21 protein-coding genes and 1 pseudogene are annotated in these 20,745 nt (G+C 73.1%); 11 read left to right on the forward strand and 11 right to left on the reverse strand.

The window, feature by feature from the left end:
* Window positions 1-37: 37 nt before the first annotated feature.
* Together AB0B76_RS36195 and AB0B76_RS36200 are read right to left on the reverse strand one after the other, a co-directional pair.
* A complete protein-coding gene (locus tag AB0B76_RS36195) occupies window positions 38-382 on the reverse strand; it encodes a YciI family protein (protein WP_360384036.1) in 345 nt (114 codons plus the stop codon).
* A gap of 126 nt (window positions 383-508) precedes the next feature.
* Complete coding sequence (locus AB0B76_RS36200; protein WP_360384039.1) at window positions 509-727, reverse strand: DUF2218 domain-containing protein; 219 nt, start codon at window positions 725-727, stop codon at window positions 509-511.
* Between the two features lie 199 nt (window positions 728-926).
* Between AB0B76_RS36200 and AB0B76_RS36205 the strand changes: the two are divergent.
* Together AB0B76_RS36205 and AB0B76_RS36210 are read left to right on the forward strand one after the other, a co-directional pair.
* Window positions 927-1,205 (forward strand): annotated as a pseudogene (locus AB0B76_RS36205) (hypothetical protein); the annotation flags it as partial.
* Window positions 1,206-1,270: 65 nt separating this feature from the next.
* Window positions 1,271-1,462 (forward strand): hypothetical protein, encoded by a 192-nt coding sequence (locus tag AB0B76_RS36210; protein WP_360384041.1) that lies wholly within the window; start codon window positions 1,271-1,273, stop codon window positions 1,460-1,462.
* Between the two features lie 115 nt (window positions 1,463-1,577).
* Here the strand turns inward: AB0B76_RS36210 and AB0B76_RS36215 are convergent, their stop codons facing one another.
* Complete coding sequence (locus AB0B76_RS36215) at window positions 1,578-2,684, reverse strand: HAMP domain-containing sensor histidine kinase (RefSeq protein ID WP_360384044.1); 1,107 nt, start codon at window positions 2,682-2,684, stop codon at window positions 1,578-1,580.
* On the reverse strand, window positions 2,681-3,370 hold the full coding sequence (locus AB0B76_RS36220; RefSeq protein WP_360384046.1) for a response regulator transcription factor: 690 nt from the start codon (window positions 3,368-3,370) through the stop codon (window positions 2,681-2,683). Before AB0B76_RS36220 ends, AB0B76_RS36215 begins: the two co-directional genes overlap by 4 nt.
* 128 nt (window positions 3,371-3,498) lie before the next feature.
* Here AB0B76_RS36220 and AB0B76_RS36225 point away from each other — a divergent pair, with 128 nt between their 5' ends.
* From AB0B76_RS36225 to AB0B76_RS36235, 3 genes are all read left to right on the forward strand, one after another.
* Window positions 3,499-3,966 (forward strand): hypothetical protein, encoded by a 468-nt coding sequence (locus tag AB0B76_RS36225; RefSeq protein WP_360384048.1) that lies wholly within the window; start codon window positions 3,499-3,501, stop codon window positions 3,964-3,966.
* An 18-nt stretch (window positions 3,967-3,984) separates the two neighbouring features.
* Window positions 3,985-5,478, forward strand: a complete 1,494-nt coding sequence (locus AB0B76_RS36230) for a multicopper oxidase family protein (protein WP_360384051.1) — start codon at window positions 3,985-3,987, stop codon at window positions 5,476-5,478.
* 112 nt (window positions 5,479-5,590) lie between these two features.
* Entirely contained in the window at window positions 5,591-7,612 is a 2,022-nt protein-coding gene (locus AB0B76_RS36235) for a copper-translocating P-type ATPase (protein WP_360384126.1), read from the forward strand.
* Between the two features lie 239 nt (window positions 7,613-7,851).
* On the opposite strand, the gene AB0B76_RS36240 is transcribed toward AB0B76_RS36235, so the two are convergent.
* The gene (locus AB0B76_RS36240) at window positions 7,852-8,385 is read right to left on the reverse strand and encodes a YdeI/OmpD-associated family protein (RefSeq protein WP_360384053.1); all 534 of its coding nucleotides are present in this window, start codon (window positions 8,383-8,385) and stop codon (window positions 7,852-7,854) included.
* Window positions 8,382-8,768, reverse strand: coding sequence for a VOC family protein (locus AB0B76_RS36245; RefSeq protein ID WP_360384056.1), 387 nt, complete (start codon window positions 8,766-8,768; stop codon window positions 8,382-8,384). Before AB0B76_RS36245 ends, AB0B76_RS36240 begins: the two co-directional genes overlap by 4 nt.
* A gap of 51 nt (window positions 8,769-8,819) precedes the next feature.
* Between AB0B76_RS36245 and AB0B76_RS36250 the strand changes: the two genes are divergently transcribed.
* Complete coding sequence (locus tag AB0B76_RS36250; RefSeq protein WP_360384059.1) at window positions 8,820-9,797, forward strand: YafY family protein; 978 nt, start codon at window positions 8,820-8,822, stop codon at window positions 9,795-9,797.
* Window positions 9,785-10,312: a GNAT family N-acetyltransferase gene (locus AB0B76_RS36255; RefSeq protein WP_360384061.1), complete on the forward strand. Its 528-nt coding sequence runs from the start codon at window positions 9,785-9,787 to the stop codon at window positions 10,310-10,312. The genes AB0B76_RS36250 and AB0B76_RS36255 overlap by 13 nt, the downstream gene beginning before the upstream one ends.
* On the opposite strand, the gene AB0B76_RS36260 is transcribed toward AB0B76_RS36255, so the two are convergent.
* Both AB0B76_RS36260 and AB0B76_RS36265 read right to left on the reverse strand, forming a co-directional pair.
* Window positions 10,296-11,609 carry a condensation domain-containing protein gene (locus AB0B76_RS36260; protein ID WP_360384064.1) on the reverse strand — a complete coding sequence of 438 codons (1,314 nt, stop codon included), beginning with the start codon at window positions 11,607-11,609 and terminating at the stop codon, window positions 10,296-10,298. The genes AB0B76_RS36255 and AB0B76_RS36260 overlap by 17 nt on opposite strands.
* Before the next feature lie 188 nt (window positions 11,610-11,797).
* On the reverse strand, window positions 11,798-14,311 hold the full coding sequence (locus tag AB0B76_RS36265; protein ID WP_360384067.1) for a LamG-like jellyroll fold domain-containing protein: 2,514 nt from the start codon (window positions 14,309-14,311) through the stop codon (window positions 11,798-11,800).
* A 144-nt stretch (window positions 14,312-14,455) separates the two neighbouring features.
* On the opposite strand from AB0B76_RS36265, the gene AB0B76_RS36270 reads away from it, so the two are divergent.
* Both AB0B76_RS36270 and AB0B76_RS36275 read left to right on the forward strand, forming a co-directional pair.
* Window positions 14,456-15,106 (forward strand): hypothetical protein, encoded by a 651-nt coding sequence (locus AB0B76_RS36270; RefSeq protein WP_360384069.1) that lies wholly within the window; start codon window positions 14,456-14,458, stop codon window positions 15,104-15,106.
* A 31-nt stretch (window positions 15,107-15,137) separates the two neighbouring features.
* The gene (locus AB0B76_RS36275; RefSeq protein ID WP_360384072.1) at window positions 15,138-16,481 is read left to right on the forward strand and encodes an Hsp70 family protein; all 1,344 of its coding nucleotides are present in this window, start codon (window positions 15,138-15,140) and stop codon (window positions 16,479-16,481) included.
* Between the two features lie 40 nt (window positions 16,482-16,521).
* On the opposite strand, the gene AB0B76_RS36280 is transcribed toward AB0B76_RS36275, so the two are convergent.
* A complete protein-coding gene (locus tag AB0B76_RS36280) occupies window positions 16,522-17,145 on the reverse strand; it encodes a maleylpyruvate isomerase family mycothiol-dependent enzyme (RefSeq protein WP_360384074.1) in 624 nt (207 codons plus the stop codon).
* Between AB0B76_RS36280 and AB0B76_RS36285 the strand changes: the two genes are divergently transcribed.
* Window positions 17,102-18,202, forward strand: coding sequence for an RNA polymerase subunit sigma-70 (locus AB0B76_RS36285; RefSeq protein WP_360384077.1), 1,101 nt, complete (start codon window positions 17,102-17,104; stop codon window positions 18,200-18,202). The two genes, AB0B76_RS36280 and AB0B76_RS36285, sit on opposite strands and share 44 nt — an antisense overlap.
* Window positions 18,203-18,239: 37 nt before the next feature.
* Here the strand turns inward: AB0B76_RS36285 and AB0B76_RS36290 are convergent, their stop codons facing one another.
* Complete coding sequence (locus AB0B76_RS36290; RefSeq protein ID WP_360384080.1) at window positions 18,240-19,394, reverse strand: epoxide hydrolase family protein; 1,155 nt, start codon at window positions 19,392-19,394, stop codon at window positions 18,240-18,242.
* Between the two features lie 63 nt (window positions 19,395-19,457).
* Between AB0B76_RS36290 and AB0B76_RS36295 the strand changes: the two genes are divergently transcribed.
* The gene (locus tag AB0B76_RS36295) at window positions 19,458-20,444 is read left to right on the forward strand and encodes a WYL domain-containing protein (RefSeq protein WP_360384083.1); all 987 of its coding nucleotides are present in this window, start codon (window positions 19,458-19,460) and stop codon (window positions 20,442-20,444) included.
* Here AB0B76_RS36295 and AB0B76_RS36300 read toward each other — a convergent pair.
* The gene (locus AB0B76_RS36300) at window positions 20,368-20,703 is read right to left on the reverse strand and encodes a hypothetical protein (protein WP_360384086.1); all 336 of its coding nucleotides are present in this window, start codon (window positions 20,701-20,703) and stop codon (window positions 20,368-20,370) included. The two genes, AB0B76_RS36295 and AB0B76_RS36300, sit on opposite strands and share 77 nt — an antisense overlap.
* Window positions 20,704-20,745: the final 42 nt, after the last annotated feature.

The following is a 20,745-nucleotide window of genomic DNA, read 5'->3' on the forward strand; positions in this document are numbered from 1 at the left end:
CCGCTGCGGTGCGCGTCGGCGAGCGCGGCTTCGACGGTCACGAGCCCGACGGCGGGCGCACGAAACCGCCCGCGATCGGCCGTACCTCGACGCCGCCGCCCATGGCGATGACCGGATTGCCGCCGGCGATCCTCAGCGCCGCGTCGAGGTCCGGCGCCTCCAGGATGTAGAAGCCGGCGACGACCTCCTTCGCGTCCACGAACGGCCCGTCCGTCACCCCGTCGCCGCGCAGCGACGTCGCCGTCGCGCCCGGCTCCAGCGCGAACGCCGCCACCAGCGCGCCCGACGCCTCGAGCTGCTGCGCGTGCCGGTCGTGCACCTCCAGCTCGCCGGCGTCGGTGGCCGCGTCCGCCGCGTAGATGAGCACCGCGTACTGCACCATGGTCGTCCTCCTTGATGCGATCTTTGATCGTCCTCCACCTCTCTGTCGAACGAGTCACCGAAAATCGACAGGCTCAGCCGAATCGGGTTTCGGGCCCTAGGAGCCGGTCGGTCGTGCACCGCACGTTCAGAGCTGGCTGTACCCCCCGGATTGCCAGGTGATGGCCGGCTGTTCACGGCGGGCGAACCGGCCGAGGTCGGCGGATAGCAGCGCCTGGATCCCGTGCAGGGTTTCGGTGTCGTCGGCGTTCACCTGCAGGAGCAGAGCGCCGTCTCGCGCGTCGAGGGTGCACCGGGCGTGCGCGAAGTCCAAGGTCGCGACGGGTCCGTCGCGTCTGACGGTCAACTGCCACCCGGCGTCCGGGCCGTCGTGGTGCCGGTCCGTGCCGGCGTGGCCGGGGCTGCGGTCGAGGCGGTGAACGCCGGCAGAACTGCTCGAGGTACCGCAGCGCCCGTACGGTGGGCACCCGGGCGTGCGAGGTGACCGGTTTCGCCGGCAGGGTGAGACACACCAGCCAGCCGGCGACGGCGTCAACGACGCCGCCGACCTCACCCTCGTCCGCGGCGACCTCACCGCCGCCGTCGACGCGATCCGGCTGTCCCGGCGCACCCTGCGCACCATCAGGACCAACCTGTTCTGGGCCGTCGCCTACAACGTCGCCGCCCTGCCCCTCGCTGCCGCCGGTCTGCTCAACCCGATGTCGGCCAGGGCCGCGATGGCGTTGTCGTCGGTGTTCGTGGTGACGAACAGCCTGCGTCTGCGCCGGTTCCGCCCGGCCCGGCCCGCGGAGCTTCAGGGAACCTTCACGGCTCAGCCGGTCTGACCCTCATCGGCGGCGCGCATGGTGAGCGTGCGACATGAAGCAACCGGCGGACGAAGGAGGTCACGATGTTCCCCGCCTACTGTTCCGCGCTGGGCCTGACCGGGTGGCTGCTGATGCTCGGGCTCTGGGTGGCGGTGGTCGCGCTGGTCGTGTGGGGCGTGACCCGGCTGTTCCCGGACCGCCGCCGCACCGGCCCGCCACCATCACCGGCGGCGGATGAGCGGTCACACCAGCCGGTGAGCCGGCCTGCCCGCTGATGATGGTCGCCATGATGGGCGGCCACCGTCATGGCGGCGGTGCCGGCAACGGTTCGGCCGGTGCCGCGCACGGCGACCGGGACCGGCCGGATCGGGCCGGTCGGCCCTGACCGTCTCAGGGTGAGCCGGGCAGGGTGATGGTGAAGGTGGCGCCGCGGCCGGGGCCGTCGCTGGCGGCGGCGACCCGGCCACCGTGATCCACCACGATCGCGCGGACAATGGCCAGGCCGATGCCGGAGCCGCCGTGGCCGCGGTTGCGGGCGGCGTCGGCGCGGTAGAACCGCTCGAACAGGTGCGGCAGATGCTCCGCCGCGATGCCGTCGCCGGTGTCGGTCACCTGGATGCGGATACAGCCGTCGTGGCGGTCGGCGGTGACGGTGACGGCGCCGCCGGGCGGGGTGTGCCGCAACGCGTTGTCGAGGAGGTTGCCGAGCACCTGGCCGAGCCGCTGTGGGTCGGCGTCCACTGTGGGCAGTCCGGCGGCGATCCGGTGGGTCAATGTAACGCCGCGGGCGGTACAGCCGGGCCGCGCGGCGGCAACCGCGGCGTCGACCAGGTCAACCACGGCGGTCGGCCGGCGGTCCAGGTCGAGGCGGGCCTCCTCGGCCCGGGCGACCGCGGTGAGGTCCTCGGCGAGGCGGCGCAGCCGGGCGGTCTGGGTCCGCAGGACGGTGAGGGTGTCCTCGTCGTCGACGCCGACGCCGTCCTCGGCCGCTTCCAGGTACGCCTCGATCGTCGCGATGGGGGTGCGCAGCTCGTGGCCGAGGTCGCCGAGCAGCCGACGGCGGGTGCCCTCCACGTCGCCGAGGCGGCCGGCCATGATGTTGAACGCCACGGCGACGGTGTCGAACTCGGCGCCGATCCCGGGCGCCGGGGCACGGACCTCGTAGCGGCCATCGGTGACCTCGGCGGCGACGCGGGCGAGCTCACCGATCGGACGGGCGACCCGCCGCGCGACGTACGCACTCACCGCCAACGCCGCCGCCAGCGCGCACAGCATCGCCACGCCGAGGGAGACGGCGCTGGCCGAGGCGTACGCCTCCTCGACGTGCCGGCTGGCCTCGGCGCTGATGGTGCCGGCGTGGTGCAGGTGGTCGCGGAAGATGGTCGGGCCGACGGCGACGGCGACGAGCCCGGCCGTGCTCGCGCCGACGAGCACGACGAGGGTCTGCGCGGCGAACAGCCGGCCGCCCAGGCCGACGCGCCGACGGCGGCGGGTCATCCCTCGCCCATCCGGTAGCCGATGCCCCGCACGGTGCGGATGTAGCGGGGCGCCGCCGGGTCGTCGCCGAGCTTGCGACGCAGGTGCCCGATGTGCACGTCGACGAGGTGCTCGTCGCCAACCCAGTCGGGACCCCAGACCGCGTCGATGAGCTGCCGGCGGGTGAACGCCATCCGCGGCCGGGCGGACATGGCCGCGAGGAGGTCGAACTCGGTCCGGGTCAGCTCGACCGCGACGGCGGCGACGTGGACCTCGCGGCCGGTCGGGTCGACCCGCAGGTCGCCGCAGACGCGCGGCGGCTGCGGATCGTCGGCGCCCGGCCCGCGCGGGCGGCGTAGCATCGCCCGGACCCGGGCCACGAGCTCACGGGGGCTGAACGGCTTGGTCAGGTAGTCGTCGGCGCCCACGCCGAGGCCGACGAGCTTGTCGACCTCGTCGGCACGGGCGGTGAGCATGACGACGTAGCAGTCGCTGAAGGTGCGCACCTGCCGGCACACCTCGATCCCGTCGAGGCCCGGCAGGCCCAGGTCCAGGACGATCACGTCCGGCGGCCGGCGCCGGGCCGCGGACACGGCGTTCGGCCCGTCGAAGACGCAGTCGACCTCGTGCCCGTCGCGCTGCAGGTAGCTGGCCACCACCCTGGCCAGGCTCTGCTCGTCCTCGACGACCAGTACCCGTGTGCTCATACCCTCCATCCTCCCTGGACGGGGCGGCGGCAACGCCCGGCTTCATCGAACCTTCAGCAAACCCGCCGCGGTTCCCTCATACGTCGGGCGAACCCTGGATGTGAACCCGAGCGCCCTGAGGAGGCTCGATGCCCTCGACCGTCACCGTGGTGCACACCCCGGCCTGCCACTTCTGCGCCGAGGCGGAGCAGGTCCTGACCGACCTGGCCAGGCAGACGCCGCTGCGGGTGGACGTGCACGACGCCGCGAGCCCGGCCGGGGCCGCGCTGGTCGCCAAGCACCGCTTGACGTTTCCGCTGTTCCTCATGGCCCTCGCCTGGGACCGGCTGCGGCTGCACGACAAGGCGTGGCTGCGGGCCCAGCCGATCCGGCTGCGCCTGGGCCGATGGAGCGTGCGGACCAACACCGCCAACGTCGCGGTCGGCACCGTCTCGCGCGCCTACGGCACCCTCGGCCGCGGCATGCACGCCGGCCTGCCCGGCCACAGCTTCGTCCTCATCGACGCCCAGGGCATGCAGCGCTGGTACGGCGAGTACCCCTCCATGTACCTGGCGCCGGCCGACCTGCTCACCCAGGTGCGCCGGCACCTGCCCTGACGGAAGGAGCACCATCCCATGCCTGCCTTCTCCCGCCGCCGGCTGCTCGCGGGCGCCGCCGGCCTGACCGGCGCCGGGCTCGTCACCGCCTGGGGCGCCGGCCTGCTCGACCGGACGCCCCGGCCGCTCGACCCCCACGACGCCCTCATCGGACAGGTCGAGGCCGCCCGGGCCCGCACCGGCACCATCGTCCGGGCCGCGCTCACGCCGCGGCCGGTCACCCTCGACCTCGGTGGCCCCGTCGTGCGCACGTGGGGCTACGCCGACACCGCACCCGGGCCACTGCTACGCGCCCGGGCCGGCGACCTGCTCCACGTCGAGGTGACCAACCAGCTGCCGGCGACCACCAGCGTGCACTGGCACGGGATCGCGCTGCGCAACGACATGGACGGCGTCCCCGGCCTGACCCAGCCGCCCATCGCCCCCGGCGCCGCCTTCACCTACGAGTTCACCGCCCCCGACCCGGGCACGTACTTCTACCACCCGCACTCCGGCGTCCAGCTCGACCGGGCGCTGTACGGCGTCCTCGTCGTCGACGACCCGGCCGACCCAGGCGCGTACGACACGGAGTGGATCGTGGTGCTCGACGACTGGGTCGACGGCACCGGCCGCACCCCGAACGACGTCCTCGCCTCCCTGCACTCGATGGCCGGCATGGGCGGCATGATGGGGATGCGCGGCGGCATGACCGGCATGAGCATGGAGGCGTACACGTCGCCGCTGCTCGGTGGCGCTGGCGACGTCGCCTACCCGCACTACCTGCTCAACGGACGCATCCCGGCGGCGCCGGTCACGCTGAGCGGCAGACCCGGGCAGCGGGTCCGCATCCGGATCGTCAACGCCGGCGCCGACACCGCCTTCCGGGTCGCGCTCGGCGGCCACCGGCTCACCGTCACCCACACCGACGGCTTTCCCGTCGCGCCAGTCGACACGGACGCGTTGCTGCTGGGAATGGGTGAACGCGCCGACGTCACCGTCACCCTCGCCGGCGGCGTGTTCCCGCTCGTCGCCCTCGCCGAGGGCAAGACGGGGCAGGCTCTCGCCGTCGTCCGGACCGGCGCGGGCGACGTGCCGCGCGCCGACGCCCGGCCCGTGGAGCTCGACCGGGCCGTGACCACAACCGGCAGCCTACGGGCCACCGAGCGGGTCAGGCTCGACGAGCGCCACCCCGACCGTACCCACCGTCTCGAGCTCGGCGGCAGCATGATGCCCTACCGCTGGACCATCAACGGCGCCACCTTCGACGACGCGAGGCCGCTGCCGGTCGTCCACGGCGAGCGGGTCCGGCTGCAGTTCGTCAACCGCACCACCATGTTCCACCCGATGCACGTCCACGGACACACCTTCGCCCTGGCCGGCGGGGGCGCCCGCAAGGACACCGTCATCGTGCGGCCGGACCAGACCGTCACGGTGGACCTCGACGCCGGCAACCCGGGCCAGTGGATGACCCACTGCCACAACATCTACCACGCCGAAACCGGCATGATGATCAATCTCGCCTACCGGATGTGACGCCCCTTGTCGATGATACCCCCCAGGGGTATTGTCGGGCGTGAAGGGAGGGGCCATGTCCGAGCCGACGGCAAGCGTCCACGACAGTCATCACCACCACGACACGCACCAGATGGCCCATGGCGCGCACGGCGGGCACGGGGGCGGCCACGACAAGCACGCGGGGCATGACCCGGAGGCGTTCCGGCGCAAGTTCTGGCTGAGCCTGGCGCTGACCGTGCCCGTCGTGCTCACCAGTGAGATGGTGATGGACTGGTTCGGGTACAGCCTGGACTTTCCCGGCATCTCCTGGGTCGGCCCGGTCCTCGGGTCGTTCGTGTTCCTCTACGGCGGCTGGCCGTTTCTGGTGGGCGGCGTGCGTGAGGTCCGCGACCGGGCGCCCGGCATGATGCTGCTGATCTCGATGGCGATCACCGTCGCCTACGCGGCGTCGATCGCCACCAGCGCCGGCCTGTTCGACCTGGACTTCTGGTGGGAGCTGGCCGCGCTGGTCACCATCATGCTGCTCGGCCACTGGCAGGAGATGAAGGCGATCGGGCAGGCGCAGGGTGCCCTGGCGGCCCTGGCGGCGCTGCTGCCCGACGAGGCCGAACGCGTCCTCGCCGACGGGTCTGTGGCAGCGGTACCGGTGGCAGATCTCGGTGTCGGTGACGTGGTCCGTGTGCGCTCGGGCGCCCGGGTGCCCGCTGACGGCCGGGTCGTCGACGGCGAAGCCGAGCTCGACGAGTCGATGATCACCGGCGAGTCCCGGCCGGTCCGCCGGGGCATCGGGGACCGGGTCGTGGCCGGGACGGTGGCCACCGACTCGGCGCTGCGGGTGCGGGTCGACGCCGTCGGCGAGGACACCGCCCTGGCCGGGATCGGCCGGCTCGTCGCGCAGGCCCAGGAGTCCAGCGGCCGGGCGCAGGTGCTCGCCGACCGGTTCGCCGCAGTGCTGTTCTACGTGGCCACGGCAGCCGCGGCCGTCACGTTCGCTGTCTGGTGGGCGTTCGGCGACCTGGGCCAGTCGGTGGTCCGCACCGTCACGGTGCTGGTGATCGCCTGCCCGCACGCGCTGGGTCTGGCGATTCCGCTGGTGATCGCGCTGTCGACCGCGGTGTCGGCGCGGGCCGGGATTCTGGTGAAGGACCGCCTCGCGCTGGAGCGCATGCGGGCCGTGGACGCGGTGCTGTTCGACAAGACCGGCACCCTGACCCGCGGCGCGCACGTGGTCACCGGCGTGGCCGGGGCCGGCGGGGTCGGCGAGGACGAAGTCCTGCGGCTGGCCGGCGGGGTCGAGGCCGACAGCGAGCACCCCCTGGCCAAGGCGATCGTCACCGCCGCCCAGGGTCGCGCCGCGCGCGCCGGGGAATTCCGGTCGCTGACCGGCCGGGGCGTGCAGGCCACCATCGACGGCACCCGCTACGCCGTCGGAGGCCCGGCCCTGCTGCGCGAGCTCGACGTCGCGACCTCCGGTGACCTGGCCGAGCGCGCCGCCGCGTGGTCCGGGCGGGGCGCCGCGGTGCTGCACCTGCTCCGCCTGACCGACGGCGGCGCCGAGATACTCGGCGCCCTCGCCCTGGAGGACGAGGTACGCCCGGAGGCCCGCCAGGCGATCGCCGAGCTGCGCGCCCAAGGAGTCCGCACGATCGTCATGATCACCGGGGATGCCCGGCCGGTGGCCGAGGCGGTCGCCGCCGACCTGGGCCTGGACGAGGTGTTCGCCGAGGTTCTCCCGGCGGACAAGGACCAGGCGGTCGCGCAGCTGCAGGCGCGCGGCCTGACGGTGGCGATGGTCGGCGACGGCGTCAACGACGCGCCGGCCCTGGCCCGGGCCGATGTCGGTATCGCGATCGGGGCGGGCACCGACGTGGCGATCGAGTCGGCCGGGGTCGTGCTCGCCTCGTCCGACCCGCGGGGCGTCACCGGCGTGATCCGGCTGTCCCGCGCCTCCTACCGCAAGATGGTGCAGAACCTGGCGTGGGCGGCGGGATACAACGTCATCGCCATCCCCCTTGCGGCCGGGGTGCTCGCGTGGGCGGGGATCACGCTCAGCCCCGCGATCGGCGCGGTCCTCATGTCGGCCTCCACCATCGTGGTGGCCCTCAACGCCCAGCTGCTGCGCCGGGTGCGCCTCACTCCCGACCCGGCCTGACGGCAACGCCCGCGGTGGCCGCAACGGCCACCGCGGGCTCGCGCCGGCCACGCTACGGCGGCCGGCGGACGTCGTCGGCGGCCCCGGCGGGCAGCAGGGTGAGCGCGACCACGGCGGCCGCGAGGGGTGGCCGCGACCGTGATCAGGGTGGCGCTGAGCGGCGGCCGGTAGCTGCGCGAGTACTGCGCCATGGTCGTCCTCCACCTCTCTGCCGAACGGGTCACCGCAAATCGACAGGCTCAGCCGAAAACGTTCAGAATGCGTTTCAGGGCGGTGGCCCGGGTTTTCGGCGTGCGGGCCTTGAGCAACGGCAGAAAGAGGGTGTACCGCGCGCTGCGGGACAGCGCCGCGTACGCCGCCGCGGCCCCGGGGTCCGCCGCCAGGGCCGCCGCCAGGGCCGGCGGGGTCACCGCCGTGGCCTGGGGCGGGTACGCCGCGGCCCAGCGGCCGTCCGCCTTCGCGGCCACCATCTCGGCGTGCCCGCCCGCACGCAGGCGCCCCGCCGCGGCCAGGGTCTCGACGCGCTCCACGTTCACCTGGGACCAGGCGCTGCCGGGCCGCCGCGGGGAGTACCGCTGCCGGAAGTGGCTCCCGCTCAGGGCCCGCCGATGGCTGTCGATCCAGCCGTGGGCGATGGCGACGTCGCCGGCCTCGTCAGTGGTCAGACCACTCACGCCCTTGCGCGCCACGACCAGCCAGGCCTCCCGCTCGGTCGCGCCCGGCCCGGACAGCCAGGCGTCGAAGGCCGCCGCGTCGCCGAAGACGAGGCTCACAGCATCTCCAGGTAGTGCGGGTTGTACATGATGCCGAGCAGGTTGCCGAAGGGGTCGAGCACCGTCGCGGTGACGAACCCGTGGCCGCGGTCCTGCGGCGGCTCGTGCTCCGTCGCGCCCAGCTCCAGCAGGCGCGCGACCTCGGCCCCGACGTCGTCGACGTGCCAGTACAGCACCGCGCCGACCGGGCCCGCCGGGGTGCCCGGGGCCCGGAAGCGGGCGTCGATCAGGCCGAGCTCGGCCTGGCGGTCGCCGAGGCGCCACTCGGCGTAGCCGTCGCGCAGGAAGTACGGGTCGGCGCCGAGCACCCGCGTGTACCAGGTCCGGGCGGCGGCCCAGTCGGAAGCGAAGTAGCTGACGGTCGCCATTCCTCTGAAGGTCATGCCACCTACCCTCTCCGCAGTTGCGGAACGCTTGATTCCTAAAATCGAGAAATGTTGGTCCGGGTACTGCGACTGCTGTCACTGCTGCAGCAGCGGCGGGAGTGGCCGGGCGGCGAACTGGCCGCGCGGCTCGAGGTCACCACCCGCACGGTGCGCAACGACGTGGAGCGGCTGCGCGGGCTCGGGTACCAGATCGACGCGACGACCGGGCCCGGCGGCGGGTACCGCCTCGCCGCCGGCGCCGCCCTGCCGCCCCTCGTGCTCGACGACGACGAGGCCGTCGCCGTGGCCGTCGGGCTGCGCGCGGCCGCGGCCGGCAGCGTCGCCGGGATCGAGGACGCCTCCCTGCAGGCGCTGACCAAGCTGGAGCGGACGCTGCCGAGGCGCCTGCGGCCGCGGGTCGACGCGCTCAAGAGCGCCACCGTCTCCGCGGCCGGCGGCGGCCCCGCGGTCGACCTCGACACGCTCACCCGCATCGCCGCCGCCGCGCACGGCCACGAGCGGCTGCGGTTCGACTACGAGTCGCATGGTGGCCAGGCCACTTTGCGCGACGTCGAGCCGCACACCCTCGTCTACACCGGGCGCCGCTGGTACCTGCTCGCCTGGGACGGCGACCGCGGCGACTGGCGCACGTTCCGCGCCGACCGGATCATCCCGCGGCCGCCCGACGGCCCGGTGCAGCGGTTCGTACCACGGGACCCGCCCGGCGGCGACGCGGCCGCGCACGTGCTGCGGGGCGTGACCGCCGCCCCGTTCCGCCACCGCGTGCGGATCCGTTTCGCCGCGCCGGCCACGGTGATCGCCGAGCGCAGCACGCCCACGTCCGGCCGGATCACGCCGCTCGGCGACGACGCCTGCGAGCTGGCGACGGGCACCGACTCGCTGTACGACCTCATGACGTACATCGGCAAGTTCGAGGTCCCGTTCACCGTCCTGGACCCGCCGGAGCTGCGCGACTTCCTGCGCACGCTGGCAACGCGGTATCTGGAGGCGGCCGGGGACGTACCATCGCAGGGGTGCGGGAGCTGACCTCCGACCGGCTGCGGCTGCGCGAATGGCGCGCCGACGACGCGCCGTTCGTGCTGGACATGTGCTCGCGGTGGGAGGTGCAGCGCTACATCGGCGCCACCCCGCGCATGCTCACCGACCTCGACGACGCCCGCGCCACGATCGCCCGCTGGCGGGGCCACGACGACGGCGCGCACGGCGTGTGGTCGGTCCGCCGCCGGGAGGACGACGCCCCGCTGGGCACGCTGCTGCTCATCGGCATCCTCGCGTCGGGGCCGGACCTGCCGCTGCAGCCCTCGGGCGAGACGGAGATCGGGTGGTACCTGCACCCGGACGCCTGGGGCCGCGGCTACGCGACCGAGGCGGCGGACCTGGTCCTGCGCCAGGGTTTCTTCGACGAGGTCATCGCGGTGACGTACGCGCAGAACGCCGCGTCGCGGGCCGTGTGCACGCGGCTGGGGATGCACCACCTGGGGCCGACGGACCGGTACTACAACATGACGTGCGAGCTGTTCTCCACTACGCCACCGCGGTAGGCGCGCCGGGGTCCAGGGCCGCCTCGACCGCCACCGCCTCGAGGCCGCGCAGCAGCGCCTCCACGTCGTCCGGGGCGATGACGTGGGTGTCGCAGAAGACGATCGCCTGCGTCGCGCCCGGCAGCTCGTCGACGTGCACGATCAGCGGCTCGAACGGCACGTCCTGCCGGGTCGTCCAGGTGAACGTGCCGCCCCCGGCCGCGGCGGCCACGTCGGCCGGGTCGGGCACCGGCGCGCCCGCGGTCGCGGCGTCGTCGCGGCGGTCGTTGAAGTAGCACGGCAGCTGCAGCCCGGGCCGCTCCGCGCTCACCCGATCCACGAGGGCGTCCAGGCCGGCGGGGTCGTAGTACGCGTGCTTGTACGTGCTCAGCGCCGACCGCCGCGCCCGCTCGAACGCGTCGGCGAACGTGACCCCGGCGACGTCGAGGCGGCACAGGCCGTACTGCGCGAGCATGCACACCACCCGGTCCAGCCCCGGCCGGAAGCGGTTGTTCACCATCGGCCGCACCACGACCGGGTTCAGCCCGGTGACGCGGGCGAGCGCGATCGCGAACACGGCCAGCAGCACGGGCGCGGCCGGGATGCCGGTGCGGGCCGTGATCGAGCGCAGCGCCATGCTCAGCGCGGGCGACTGGAACTCGCCGCGCCAGTGCCGCGGGGCCTGCGGGGCGCGCGACTCGGGGTACCGCCGCAGCGGCATCTCCCGCAGGATCCCGTCCCAGTGCCGCAGCGCCATCGCGTGCTGCCGCTGCCCGGACGCGGAGGCCTGCCAGCGGGCCTGCTCCAGGGGCTGCAGGTCCGGCACCGGCGTCTCGGGCCGCTTGTCGAGCTCCTCGAGCAGCACCCCGGCCCCGAACCCGTCGGTCACCAGGTGGCACATGACCACGACGAGGTGGGTGTACGCGTCGCCGTGCCGGATCGCCGCCATGCGGATCGGCCAGTCGCGCTCGAAGTCGTACGGGTCGTTCTGCAGCTTCAGCCGGATGCGCTCGGGGTCGGCGGCGGCGGCGTCGAAGACGTCGAGGGGGACCTCGCCGGCGTCGGCCACGATCTGCACGGGCTCCTGCCCCGGGCGCAGCCGCAGCCGGGTGCGGGCGGTGGGGAAGCGGCTCATGAGGTACCGCAGCCGATCGCGGATCTCGTCGAGCGTCGTGCCCTCGGGCAGCGGGCCCCAGGCCCCGTTGGGAATCCAGGACTCCTGCCGCACCATGGCGCGCCAGATGTCCTGCTGGCCCCAGGAGAGCTCGCCCTCCCCGCCCCCGTCGCCACCGAAATCCACCATGTACCGCTCGGTCATCCACAGAATGCTATGCAAGCCTCGATCTTCGACCACATCGGTTCGGCGACCGATGTTCTTCCTGTGCATGCGGAGGCCGTACGTGCCACGCCGCGCGGTTTAACGCGGCTCCAACGGCTGGTTGAGCCCGCGGTGACACGGCCCGGCGGCGGGCCCCTTGTGAGGGCCCGCCGCCGGTTTCGGCCCGGTCAGCCGTTCGAGGTGTACAGCTGCCGGATCTCGTCCGCGCTCAGTGCACGGTCGTACAGGTGGACCTGGTCGACGGCGCCGTCGAGGTAGTCCACCGGGTTGCCGCCGTACTTGCCGCGGCCGATCACCGTGTTGCCGGTCGGGGCGGCCTGGGGCAGGCAGGCGCTCGCGGTGCCGGCGAGCTCGCCGTCGACGTACAGCCGCAGCTCGCCCTTCACCGTGTCGCGCACGCCGACCAGGTGGTACCACTGGCCCACGTTCGGCTTGACCGGGGCCAGGGCCCGCACGCCGGCGAAGCTCATCGCGAAGCGCTGGTCGGCACCGGAGTACTGCAGGTAGAAGTCGCTGTTCGAGGGCCCGTCCTGGCTGACGACCGTCTGGAACGCGCCGTCGGCCTTGTCGAGCTTGACCCACGCCGCCGCGGAGTAGTCCGAGGCGGTGTTCAGCAGCGGCTTGCCCGCGTCCAGGTACTGCGTCGAGCCGTCCAGCGACACCCCGTTGCCGTTGTGCGCCTCCACGAACGCGGCCCCGCCGACGAGGTTCGCGTCGTTGTCGCCGGCCGCGTCGGCCGCGACCGTGCCGCCGGTCTCGTCCAGCGGGTAGAACACGACGCCGGTGAGCCCGGGGGTGCCCGGCGGCGGCTGCGGGACGTTGGCGGCCGAGCCGTCGGCCTCCTTGATGATCTTCTGGTTGATCGTCTTGACCTGCTTGAGGTCCATCTTGGTGACCTGGCGGTCGTAGGTGAAGAAGCCGTTGAGCTCGGCCTCGACGTCGGTGATCTGGGTGTAGATCGAGCCGCTGATCCCGCACGACCTGGCCGAGGTGATGACCGCCTGCTGGTTCTCGACGTACTTGCGGGTCAGCGTGGCCGAGTCCGGCTCCATCTCGTACGCCTGGCCGTCGCCGAACCACATGTGGTTGGACGTCTTGAGGCCGAAGCCGCCGTGCTCACCGTCGATCGCAACCCGGTTGCCCGACGGCGACGGCGAGGCCGGCCCGAGGTACTGATGGAAGTCGATCACGTCGCCCCGGCCCGAGTCGCCGTGCGAGTTGCAGCAGTTCACGCCGCTGTGCGCGTCGACGAGCCGGGTCGGGTCCTGGGCCTTGACGTCGTCGGCGATCCGGCCGGTGGCGGCGCGGTCCCACTCGCCCCAGCCCTCGTTGAACGGCACCCACGCCACGACCGACGTGAACGAGCTGTGCTCGCGCACCATCTCGTGCAGCTCCGACTCGAACTGCCCGCGCCAGGCCTCCGGGATCGGCCCGGTGTTCGCGGCCGGCATGTCCTGCCAGATCATCAGGCCGAGCTTGTCCGCCCAGTAGTACCAGCGGTCGGGCTCCACCTTGATGTGCTTGCGCACGGCGTTGAAGCCCATCGCCTTGTCCTGCTCGAGGTCCCACTTCAGCGCGGCGTCGGTCGGCGCGGTGTACAGCCCGTCCGGCCAGAAGCCCTGATCCAGGTTCGCCAGGTTGAACAGGATCTTGCCGTTGAGCGTGATGCGCAGCTTGCCGTCGGCGCCCGGGGCCGTCCCGATCTGGCGCATGCCGAAATAGGAGCCGACGGTGTCGACGGTCCGGTTGCCGTCGACCAGGCTGACCTGCAGGTCATAGAGGAACGGGTCGTCGGGCGACCAGAGCTTCGGATTCGGTACCGGCAGCCGCAGCTCGGCCCCGGGCGCGCCCGTAACCGTGCCGACCACCTTGTTGCCGTTCTTGGCGACGGCCTTCACCTTGAGGCCGGCCCCGCCCGCGACGGTCGCGGTGAGCTTGAGCGCGCCGCCGGCCACGTCCGGCGTGGTGGCCAGGCCACTGATCGAGGCCGTGGGAACGGGCTCCATCCAGACCGTGCGCCAGATGCCGGAGCTGCCCTGGTAGAAGATCCCGTGATCGGAGGTGCGCCGCTGCTTGCCGATGGGCTGGCCGGTGGCGTCCGTGAGGTCCTCGGCCCACACGATGAGCTCCTGCGGCCCGGTGGCGGTGAGCGCGTCGGTGACGTCGGCGTCGAAGCCGTCGTACCCGCCGCGGTGCGTGGCCACCTGGGTGCCGTTGACGTACACCTTCGCGTCGTAGTCGACGGCCCCGAAGTGCAGCTGGAGCCGCTGCCCGGCCCAGCCCTGGGGGACGGTGAAGGTCCGGCGGTACCACATCCGGTCCTCGTGCCGCTGGATGCCCGACAGCGCCGACTCGATCGGGTACGGCACCAGCACCCGCTCGCCGAGGCTCTGCCCGGTGGGGACGGCCTGGTTCACGTCGGCGCGCGCGAACTCCCACACGCCGTTGAGGTTCTGCCACTTGTCCCGGGTCAGCTGCGGCCGCGGGTACTCGGGCAGCGCGTTGTCCGGGCCGACCTTGCCGGTCCACTTGGTCGCGAGCGGCGGGATGCCCACGTGCCAGGCGGGCGAGGTGTCCGGCGGCGGCGCGGCGCCCGCCCCGGCCGGGACGGCGAGCACGACCGCGAGCGCGGCGGCGCCGGCGGCCATGAATTGGCCAAGTCGTCTGTCCAGTCTTCGCATGACGGAATTGCCCCTTCGGCGGTGGCGGAGCGGGCGAAGAGTGCACTCATCTGAACAAATATGCTCAGCAACCGTCAAGAGACGCCGACAAGTACGTTTCAATCGAACACATTCACACAAGCCGGTGGACGGTACCCTGGCGCGATGTCGGAGCATGACATCGAAGACCTGGTGTGCGACTCGATCCTGATCCTGGACCGGAGCGGGCATCCGCGGCTGCGCGACCACTGCACGGCCCTCTACGGGTTCCAGCGCGGCCGCGACTGCTCGCACACCATGGGCCGGGTCGAGGACATCCTGCTGCGGTGCGGGCACACGTACCGCTTCCCGCTGGCCGACCTGCCCCGGCACGCCGGCGTCCCGCCGCTCGGCGACGAGACCGACGACGAGCTGCAGGACGGCTACACCCGCGGGCCGTGGCTGTACTGCGAGGCCGGCACCCGCCGGTGGCAGCGCCTGGTCCGCGAGGGCCGCCTGCGCGGGGCCGACGCGACGCCGCCGCGCCGGGTGCCGCTCATCGACGTCGTGGCCGACGTGGCCGAGGCCGCCGAGCGCGAAGGCGACGTGGAGCTGATCGCCTTCTGGTGGGGCCTCGGCCACCAGGCGCTCGTAGGCGGAACCCCGTTCGGCCCGGAGGACCTGGAGGCGATCCCGGCGGTCACGCGCCTGCGCGAGGTGGTCCGGCGCACGGGGGCCTGGTCGTACGAGCTGCCGGACGGTTTCCGCCCCACGGACGACGAGCTCGAGACGCTCGACGACGAGCTGGAATCCTGGTGGTACCGTATCGCCGCCTGATCCCAACTACGGCGCGGAAGCGGGCTCTGCGATGGCCTTGATCACGCTCATCCTGATCCTGCTCGTCCTGCTCCTGATCCTGGTACCGATCCTGGTGCTGCGGCGCCGCGCCAAGGCCCGGCGCGCGAGTCCCGCGAGGCCGTTCCCGCCGCAGCCCTCGTTCCCCCCGGCCGCGCCGACCTTCGCCGCGCCAGTCGTCGCGACGCCGGTCTCACCCGCGCCTTACTCCGGGTCGGCGACGCCTATCTCCACCCCACCGGTGGCCGCACCGGTGTCACCCGCGGCCGTGCGGTTCCCCGAGCCCGAGACGCCCGCCGGCCGCGGCGCGCATCTCGGCATCGACTTCGGCACCTCGAACACCGTCGCCGTCCTGCGCACCGCCGACGGCCGGCGCCTCCCGCTGCTGTTCGACGGCTCCCCGGTGCTGCCCTCCGCCGTCTTCGCCGCCGACGACGGCCGCCTCGCCGTCGGGCGGGACGCGCTGCACCTCGCCCGCACCGCCCCGGAGCGGCTCGAACCGGCGCCGAAGCGCTGCATCGACGACGGCAACCTGCTGCTCGGCGGCGACGAGCACGCCGTGCCCGCCGTGATCGGCGCCGTCCTGGCCCGCGTGCTCGCCGAGGCGCGCCGCACGCTCGACGGCGCGATCCCCGCGGTGACCGTCACGCACCCGGCGGCGTGGGGCCCGGCCCGGCGCGAGACGCTGCTGGCCGCCGCCGAACGCGCCGGGGTCACGGCCGCCGACCTGCTGCCCGAGCCCGTCGCCGCGGCCCGGTTCCTGACCCGGCTGCACGGCACGGCGGTGGCGCCCGGCGGCGCGATCGCGGTGTACGACTTCGGCGCCGGCACCTTCGACGCGACCGTGCTCGTCCACCGCGACGGGCGCTTCGACGTCGTCGCGACCGAGGGCCTCGGCGACACCGGCGGCCGCGACATCGACGCGGCGCTGCTGCACGAGGTCGCCCGCGTGTACGCCGCCCGCGACGCCGCGACCTGGCAGCGCCTCGAGCGCCCGGCGACCGCCGCCGACCGCCGCGCCCGCTGGACGCTGCTCGACGACGTGCGCAACGCGAAGGAGATGCTCTCGCGCGCCTCCTCCACACTGCTGTACGTCCCGCTCTTCGACGACGAGCTGCCGCTCACCCGCGAGCAGCTCGACGTCGCGGCCGCCCCGATCGTCGAGCGCACGGTGGCCGCGACCAAGTCGGCGCTGTGGTCGGCCGGGCCCGCCGCGAGCACTGTCGCGGCGGTGTTCCTGGTCGGCGGGGCGAGCCGGCTGCCGCTGGCCACGACCGCCCTGCACCGGGCGATCGGCGTCGCCCCGACCACGCTGGAGCGCCCCGAGACCGTCGTCGCCGAGGGCGCCGCGGCCTGAGCGGGGATGTGGGCGTCCAGCGGTCGAGCGCAATACGAACCTACCCGCTGAACCGCCCGGCGGCCGCGCCCTCGAGCCGCCCGGCCGGGAGCCGCCGCGCGCAGATCACCAGCAGCAGGTCCTGCGCCGCGCCCCGCACGGGCTCGCCGGTGCCGTGGTGCCACTCGAGGTCGTTGGCCTCCAGCCGTACCCCCTGCAGGTCCACGCCGAAGAACGCGATGTTGCGCGGCTTCATCCCGCCGAGCACCGCCGCGATCCGATCGAGCGGCACCCGCCGGTCCAGCCCGAGCCCGGCGGTGATGTCCAGGCCGTGGATGACCTCGTGCGACAGCGCGCCGACCGGGCCGCCGCCGGGCGGGGTCCACGGGTGGCCGGCGTTGTCGCGCACCGCGGCCAGTAGCTGCCCGGCGCTCATCCGGGCCGCGTCGCGCCGGGCCGTACGGTCGGCCATCCGGTTGAAGTTCCCGCGGTCTCGGGCCAGCTCCAGCAGCGTCCGGGCCGCGGACGTGCGGAACGGCTGGGTCGTGTGGGCGACCACCTCCCGTACCCGCCAGCCCGCGCACAGCGTCGGCGCGTCCCACTGCTCCAGCGTCAGCCCGGCCAGCACCTCCACGAGGTCCATGCGCTCCTTGGCCAGAGCCGCCCGCACATCGTCGTCGGTCACCTGCAACTCCTCTTCGTCGGAATGTCCCGATGGAGATACGGGCCGGGCGAGGCAGACTCATCGGATGGCGTTCGACGAATTCCGGGTGGAGCTCACCGGGTACTGCTACCGCATGCTCGGCTCGGGCTTCGAGGCCGAGGACGCGGTGCAGGAGACCCTCGTGCGGGCCTGGCGCGCCGCGGACCGCTACAACGAGCGGACCGGGTCGGTGCGCACCTGGCTGTACCGCATCGCCACCAACGTCTGCGTCGACATGCTCCGCAGCGCCCAGCGCCGGGCCCTGGCGATGGACCTCACGGCGCCCGCGCGGTCCGGCGACGCGCTGGGCGAGCCGCTGCCCGACGACCGCTGGATCCACCCGATCCCGGACGCCCGCGCCCTGCCCGAGGACTCGGCCGTGCGACGGGAGACGATCCGCCTCGCGTTCGTCGCCGCGCTGCAGCACCTGCCGCCCCGCCAGCGCGCCGTGCTCATCCTGCGCGACGTGCTGTGCTGGAGCGCCGAGGAGGTCGCCGCGCTGCTGGAGTCGAGCACCGCGGCGGTGAACAGCGCCCTGCAGCGCGCCCGGGCCGCCCTCCCCGCGACGAAGCCCGGCCGGCCCGTGGATGCCGCGCAGCGCGACCTGCTGGACCGCTACTGCGCCGCCTTCGAGCGCCACGACATCGACACGCTCGTCGGGCTCCTGCACGAGGACGCGACCATGTCGATGCCCCCGTTCGCGTGGTGGCTGCGCGGCCGCGCCGACATCCGCCGCGCCCTGCTCGACCCGGAGGCCGCGTGCGCGGGCGCGCGCCTGGTGCCGGCGCGCGCGAACGGCTCCCCCGCGTTCTGGCAGACCCGCCCCGGCCCGGACGGCACCCATGCCCCGTTCGCGCTGGTGATCCTGGACGTGGCCGACGACGCCATCGCCGGCATCGTCACCTACCTGGACGCGCCCCGCCTGCTGCCCCTGTTTCGCTTACCACTTCCGCCGGCAGCTGCGGCCACCCGGCCCGGACTTGGATCGCCCGATCGGTGCCCAGGAGCCGCTGGCCATGCGATCCCGGTGATTCGCTGAGCCTGAGCACCGAACACCGCTACGGCGCCGCGGTGGTTCAGCGCAGCTTGCTGAAGAACTCCCGGACGTCACCGACGAGCAGGTCAGGGGCCTCCATGGCGGCGAAGTGGCCGCCGCGGCCGAATTCGGACCAGTGCACAACAGTGTGTTCGAGCTCGACAGTGCGCCGGATCGACACATCCATGGGGAACACCGCGACCCCGGTCGGCACCGTGGATCGCTCGCTCGCGCCCCAGGCTCCGGCATGCGCGGTCTCGTAGTAGCTGTTGGCCGAGGACCCGGCGGTGCCGGTCAGCCAATACAGCATCACGTTGGTGAGCAACAGATCACGGTCCACCGCGTCCTCGGGCAGTTCGGCGGCCGGATCGGTCCACTCCTTGAACTTCTCCACGATCCAGGCCAACTGCCCGACCGGGGAGTCGTGCAGCCCGTGCGCCAGGGTCTGCGGCCGGGTGATCTGGATCATCATGTAGCCGGACTGCTCGGTCTTCAGGTAGTGCAGGTGCTCCAGCCGCGCCCGCTCGGCCTCGGTCAACTCCCCCACCTCGTCCGGGTTGACCTCGGTGAACGCGGAGAGCCCGTTCGCGTGCACGCCGACGACCTTGTCAGGGTTGAGCCGGCCGAGCCCCGGGGAGATGACAGCGCCTGTGTCGCCGCCCTGCGCGCCGTAGCGGTCGTAGCCGAGCCGGTTCATCAGCTCAGCGAACGCCCTGGTCACCCGGTTGGTGTCCCAGCCGGCCGCGCCGGTCGGCCCGGAGAACCCGCTGCCGGGGATCGATGGGATCACCAGGTGGAACGCGTCGACCGGGTCGCCGCCATGTGCCCTGGGGTCGGTCAGCGGGCCGATGACGTTCAGGAACTCCACGATCGAGCCGGGCCAGCCGTGGGTCAGGATCAGCGGCAGCGCGTCCGGCTCGGGCGAGCGCACGTGCAGGAAGTGGATATTCTGCCCGTCGATCACGGTGGTGAACTGCGGGTACTTGTTCAGCTCCCGCTCGTACACACGCCAGTCGTAGCCATCGCGCCAGTACTCGGCCAGCCCCCTGAGGTAGCTGACCGGCACCCCGCGGCTCCAGCCGACATCGGGCAGGTCCCCGGCCCACCGGGTCCTGGCAAGCCGGTCCCGCAGGTCGTCCAGGTCAGCCTGGGAAATGTCGATGGTGAAGGGCTGGATTTCGCTGCTGTTCTCCATGCCGACAACTCTAGGAGCCGGTTAGGTCAGGTCCGGTCCTAGGTCCATGGCAGACTTCAACCCATGCGGGAAACCTCGGCACGGCTGCTGCGACTGCTCTCACTCCTGCAGACCCGACGCGACTGGTCCGGCACCGAACTGGCCGAGCGACTGGAGATCACTCCCCGCACCGTGCGCCGCGATATCGACCGGCTGCGCGGCCTCGGCTACCCCGTGCTGGCGACCGCGGGCACCGCCGGCTACCGGCTGGGTGCCGGCGCGGACCTGCCGCCGCTGCTGCTCGACGACGACGAAGCCGTCGCAGTCGCGATGGGCCTGCGCACGGCCGCCGGCGGTTCGATCACCGGCATCGAGGAGACCTCAGTGCGAGCCCTGGCCAAGATCGAACAGGTTCTGCCGTCCCGGCTGCGCCACCGGATCAACGCCCTGCAGTCGGTGACGGTGCCGATGGCCAACACCGGCCCCACCGTCGACCCGAGCACCCTCACCGCCATCGCAGCCGCCTGCCGCGACTCGCTGCGACTGCGCTTCGACTACCGCACCCACGACGGAGTCAGCAGCATCCGCACGACCGAGCCGCACCGCCTGGTGCACGCGGGCCGGCGCTGGTACCTCATCGGCTGGGACGTCGACCGCCAGGACTGGCGCACCTATCGCGTGGACCGCCTCGATCCGCGGACGCCCACCGGCCCCCGGTTCATCCCGCGCACCCCGCCAGACCCCGATATCAGCGGCTACACCTCGCGGGCGATCTCCACGTCGGCCTACCGCTACCAGGCCCGGTTCACCCTGCACGTCAGCGCCGAGACCGCAGCGGAGCGGATCGCCCCCACCACCGCGGCGCTGGAGCCGATCGACGAGCACAGCTGCACCCTGCGGGCCGGGTCCAACTCGCTCGACGAGTTGGCAATCTACGTGACGACCAAAGGGTTCGACTTCCAGGTGCACGAACCCCCGGAGCTTGTCGAGCACATCAGGACGCTGGCCGCCCGGCTCGCCAGCGCGACGGATCAGTACCGCGATCGAGTCGGGGCAACAGGAGCGGGGTGATCAGGTCGGCGTCGGCGCCCGCGACGAACGCCTCGCGTGGGTGCTGCACCGACGTCAGCGACACCATGTCCCGCCCGAACGGCACCGCGATCGCCCACACCGCGAGCACCCGTGCCTTCCGCTCCCACGTCGGCACCGCGAGCACGTGGTAGCCGCGGTGCATGAGCCAGGCCGGGAACCCCTTGATGACGAGCCGGTGGAACTGGAAGATGCCGCGCCCCAGGCCGAGCGTGGCCACGACCCCGAGGCTGCGGTGCACGGGACCCGATCAACCGTGCCGCCGCCTCCGGCGTTGCGCGGC

The sequence above is a fragment of the Dactylosporangium sp. NPDC049140 genome, assembly GCF_040648435.1.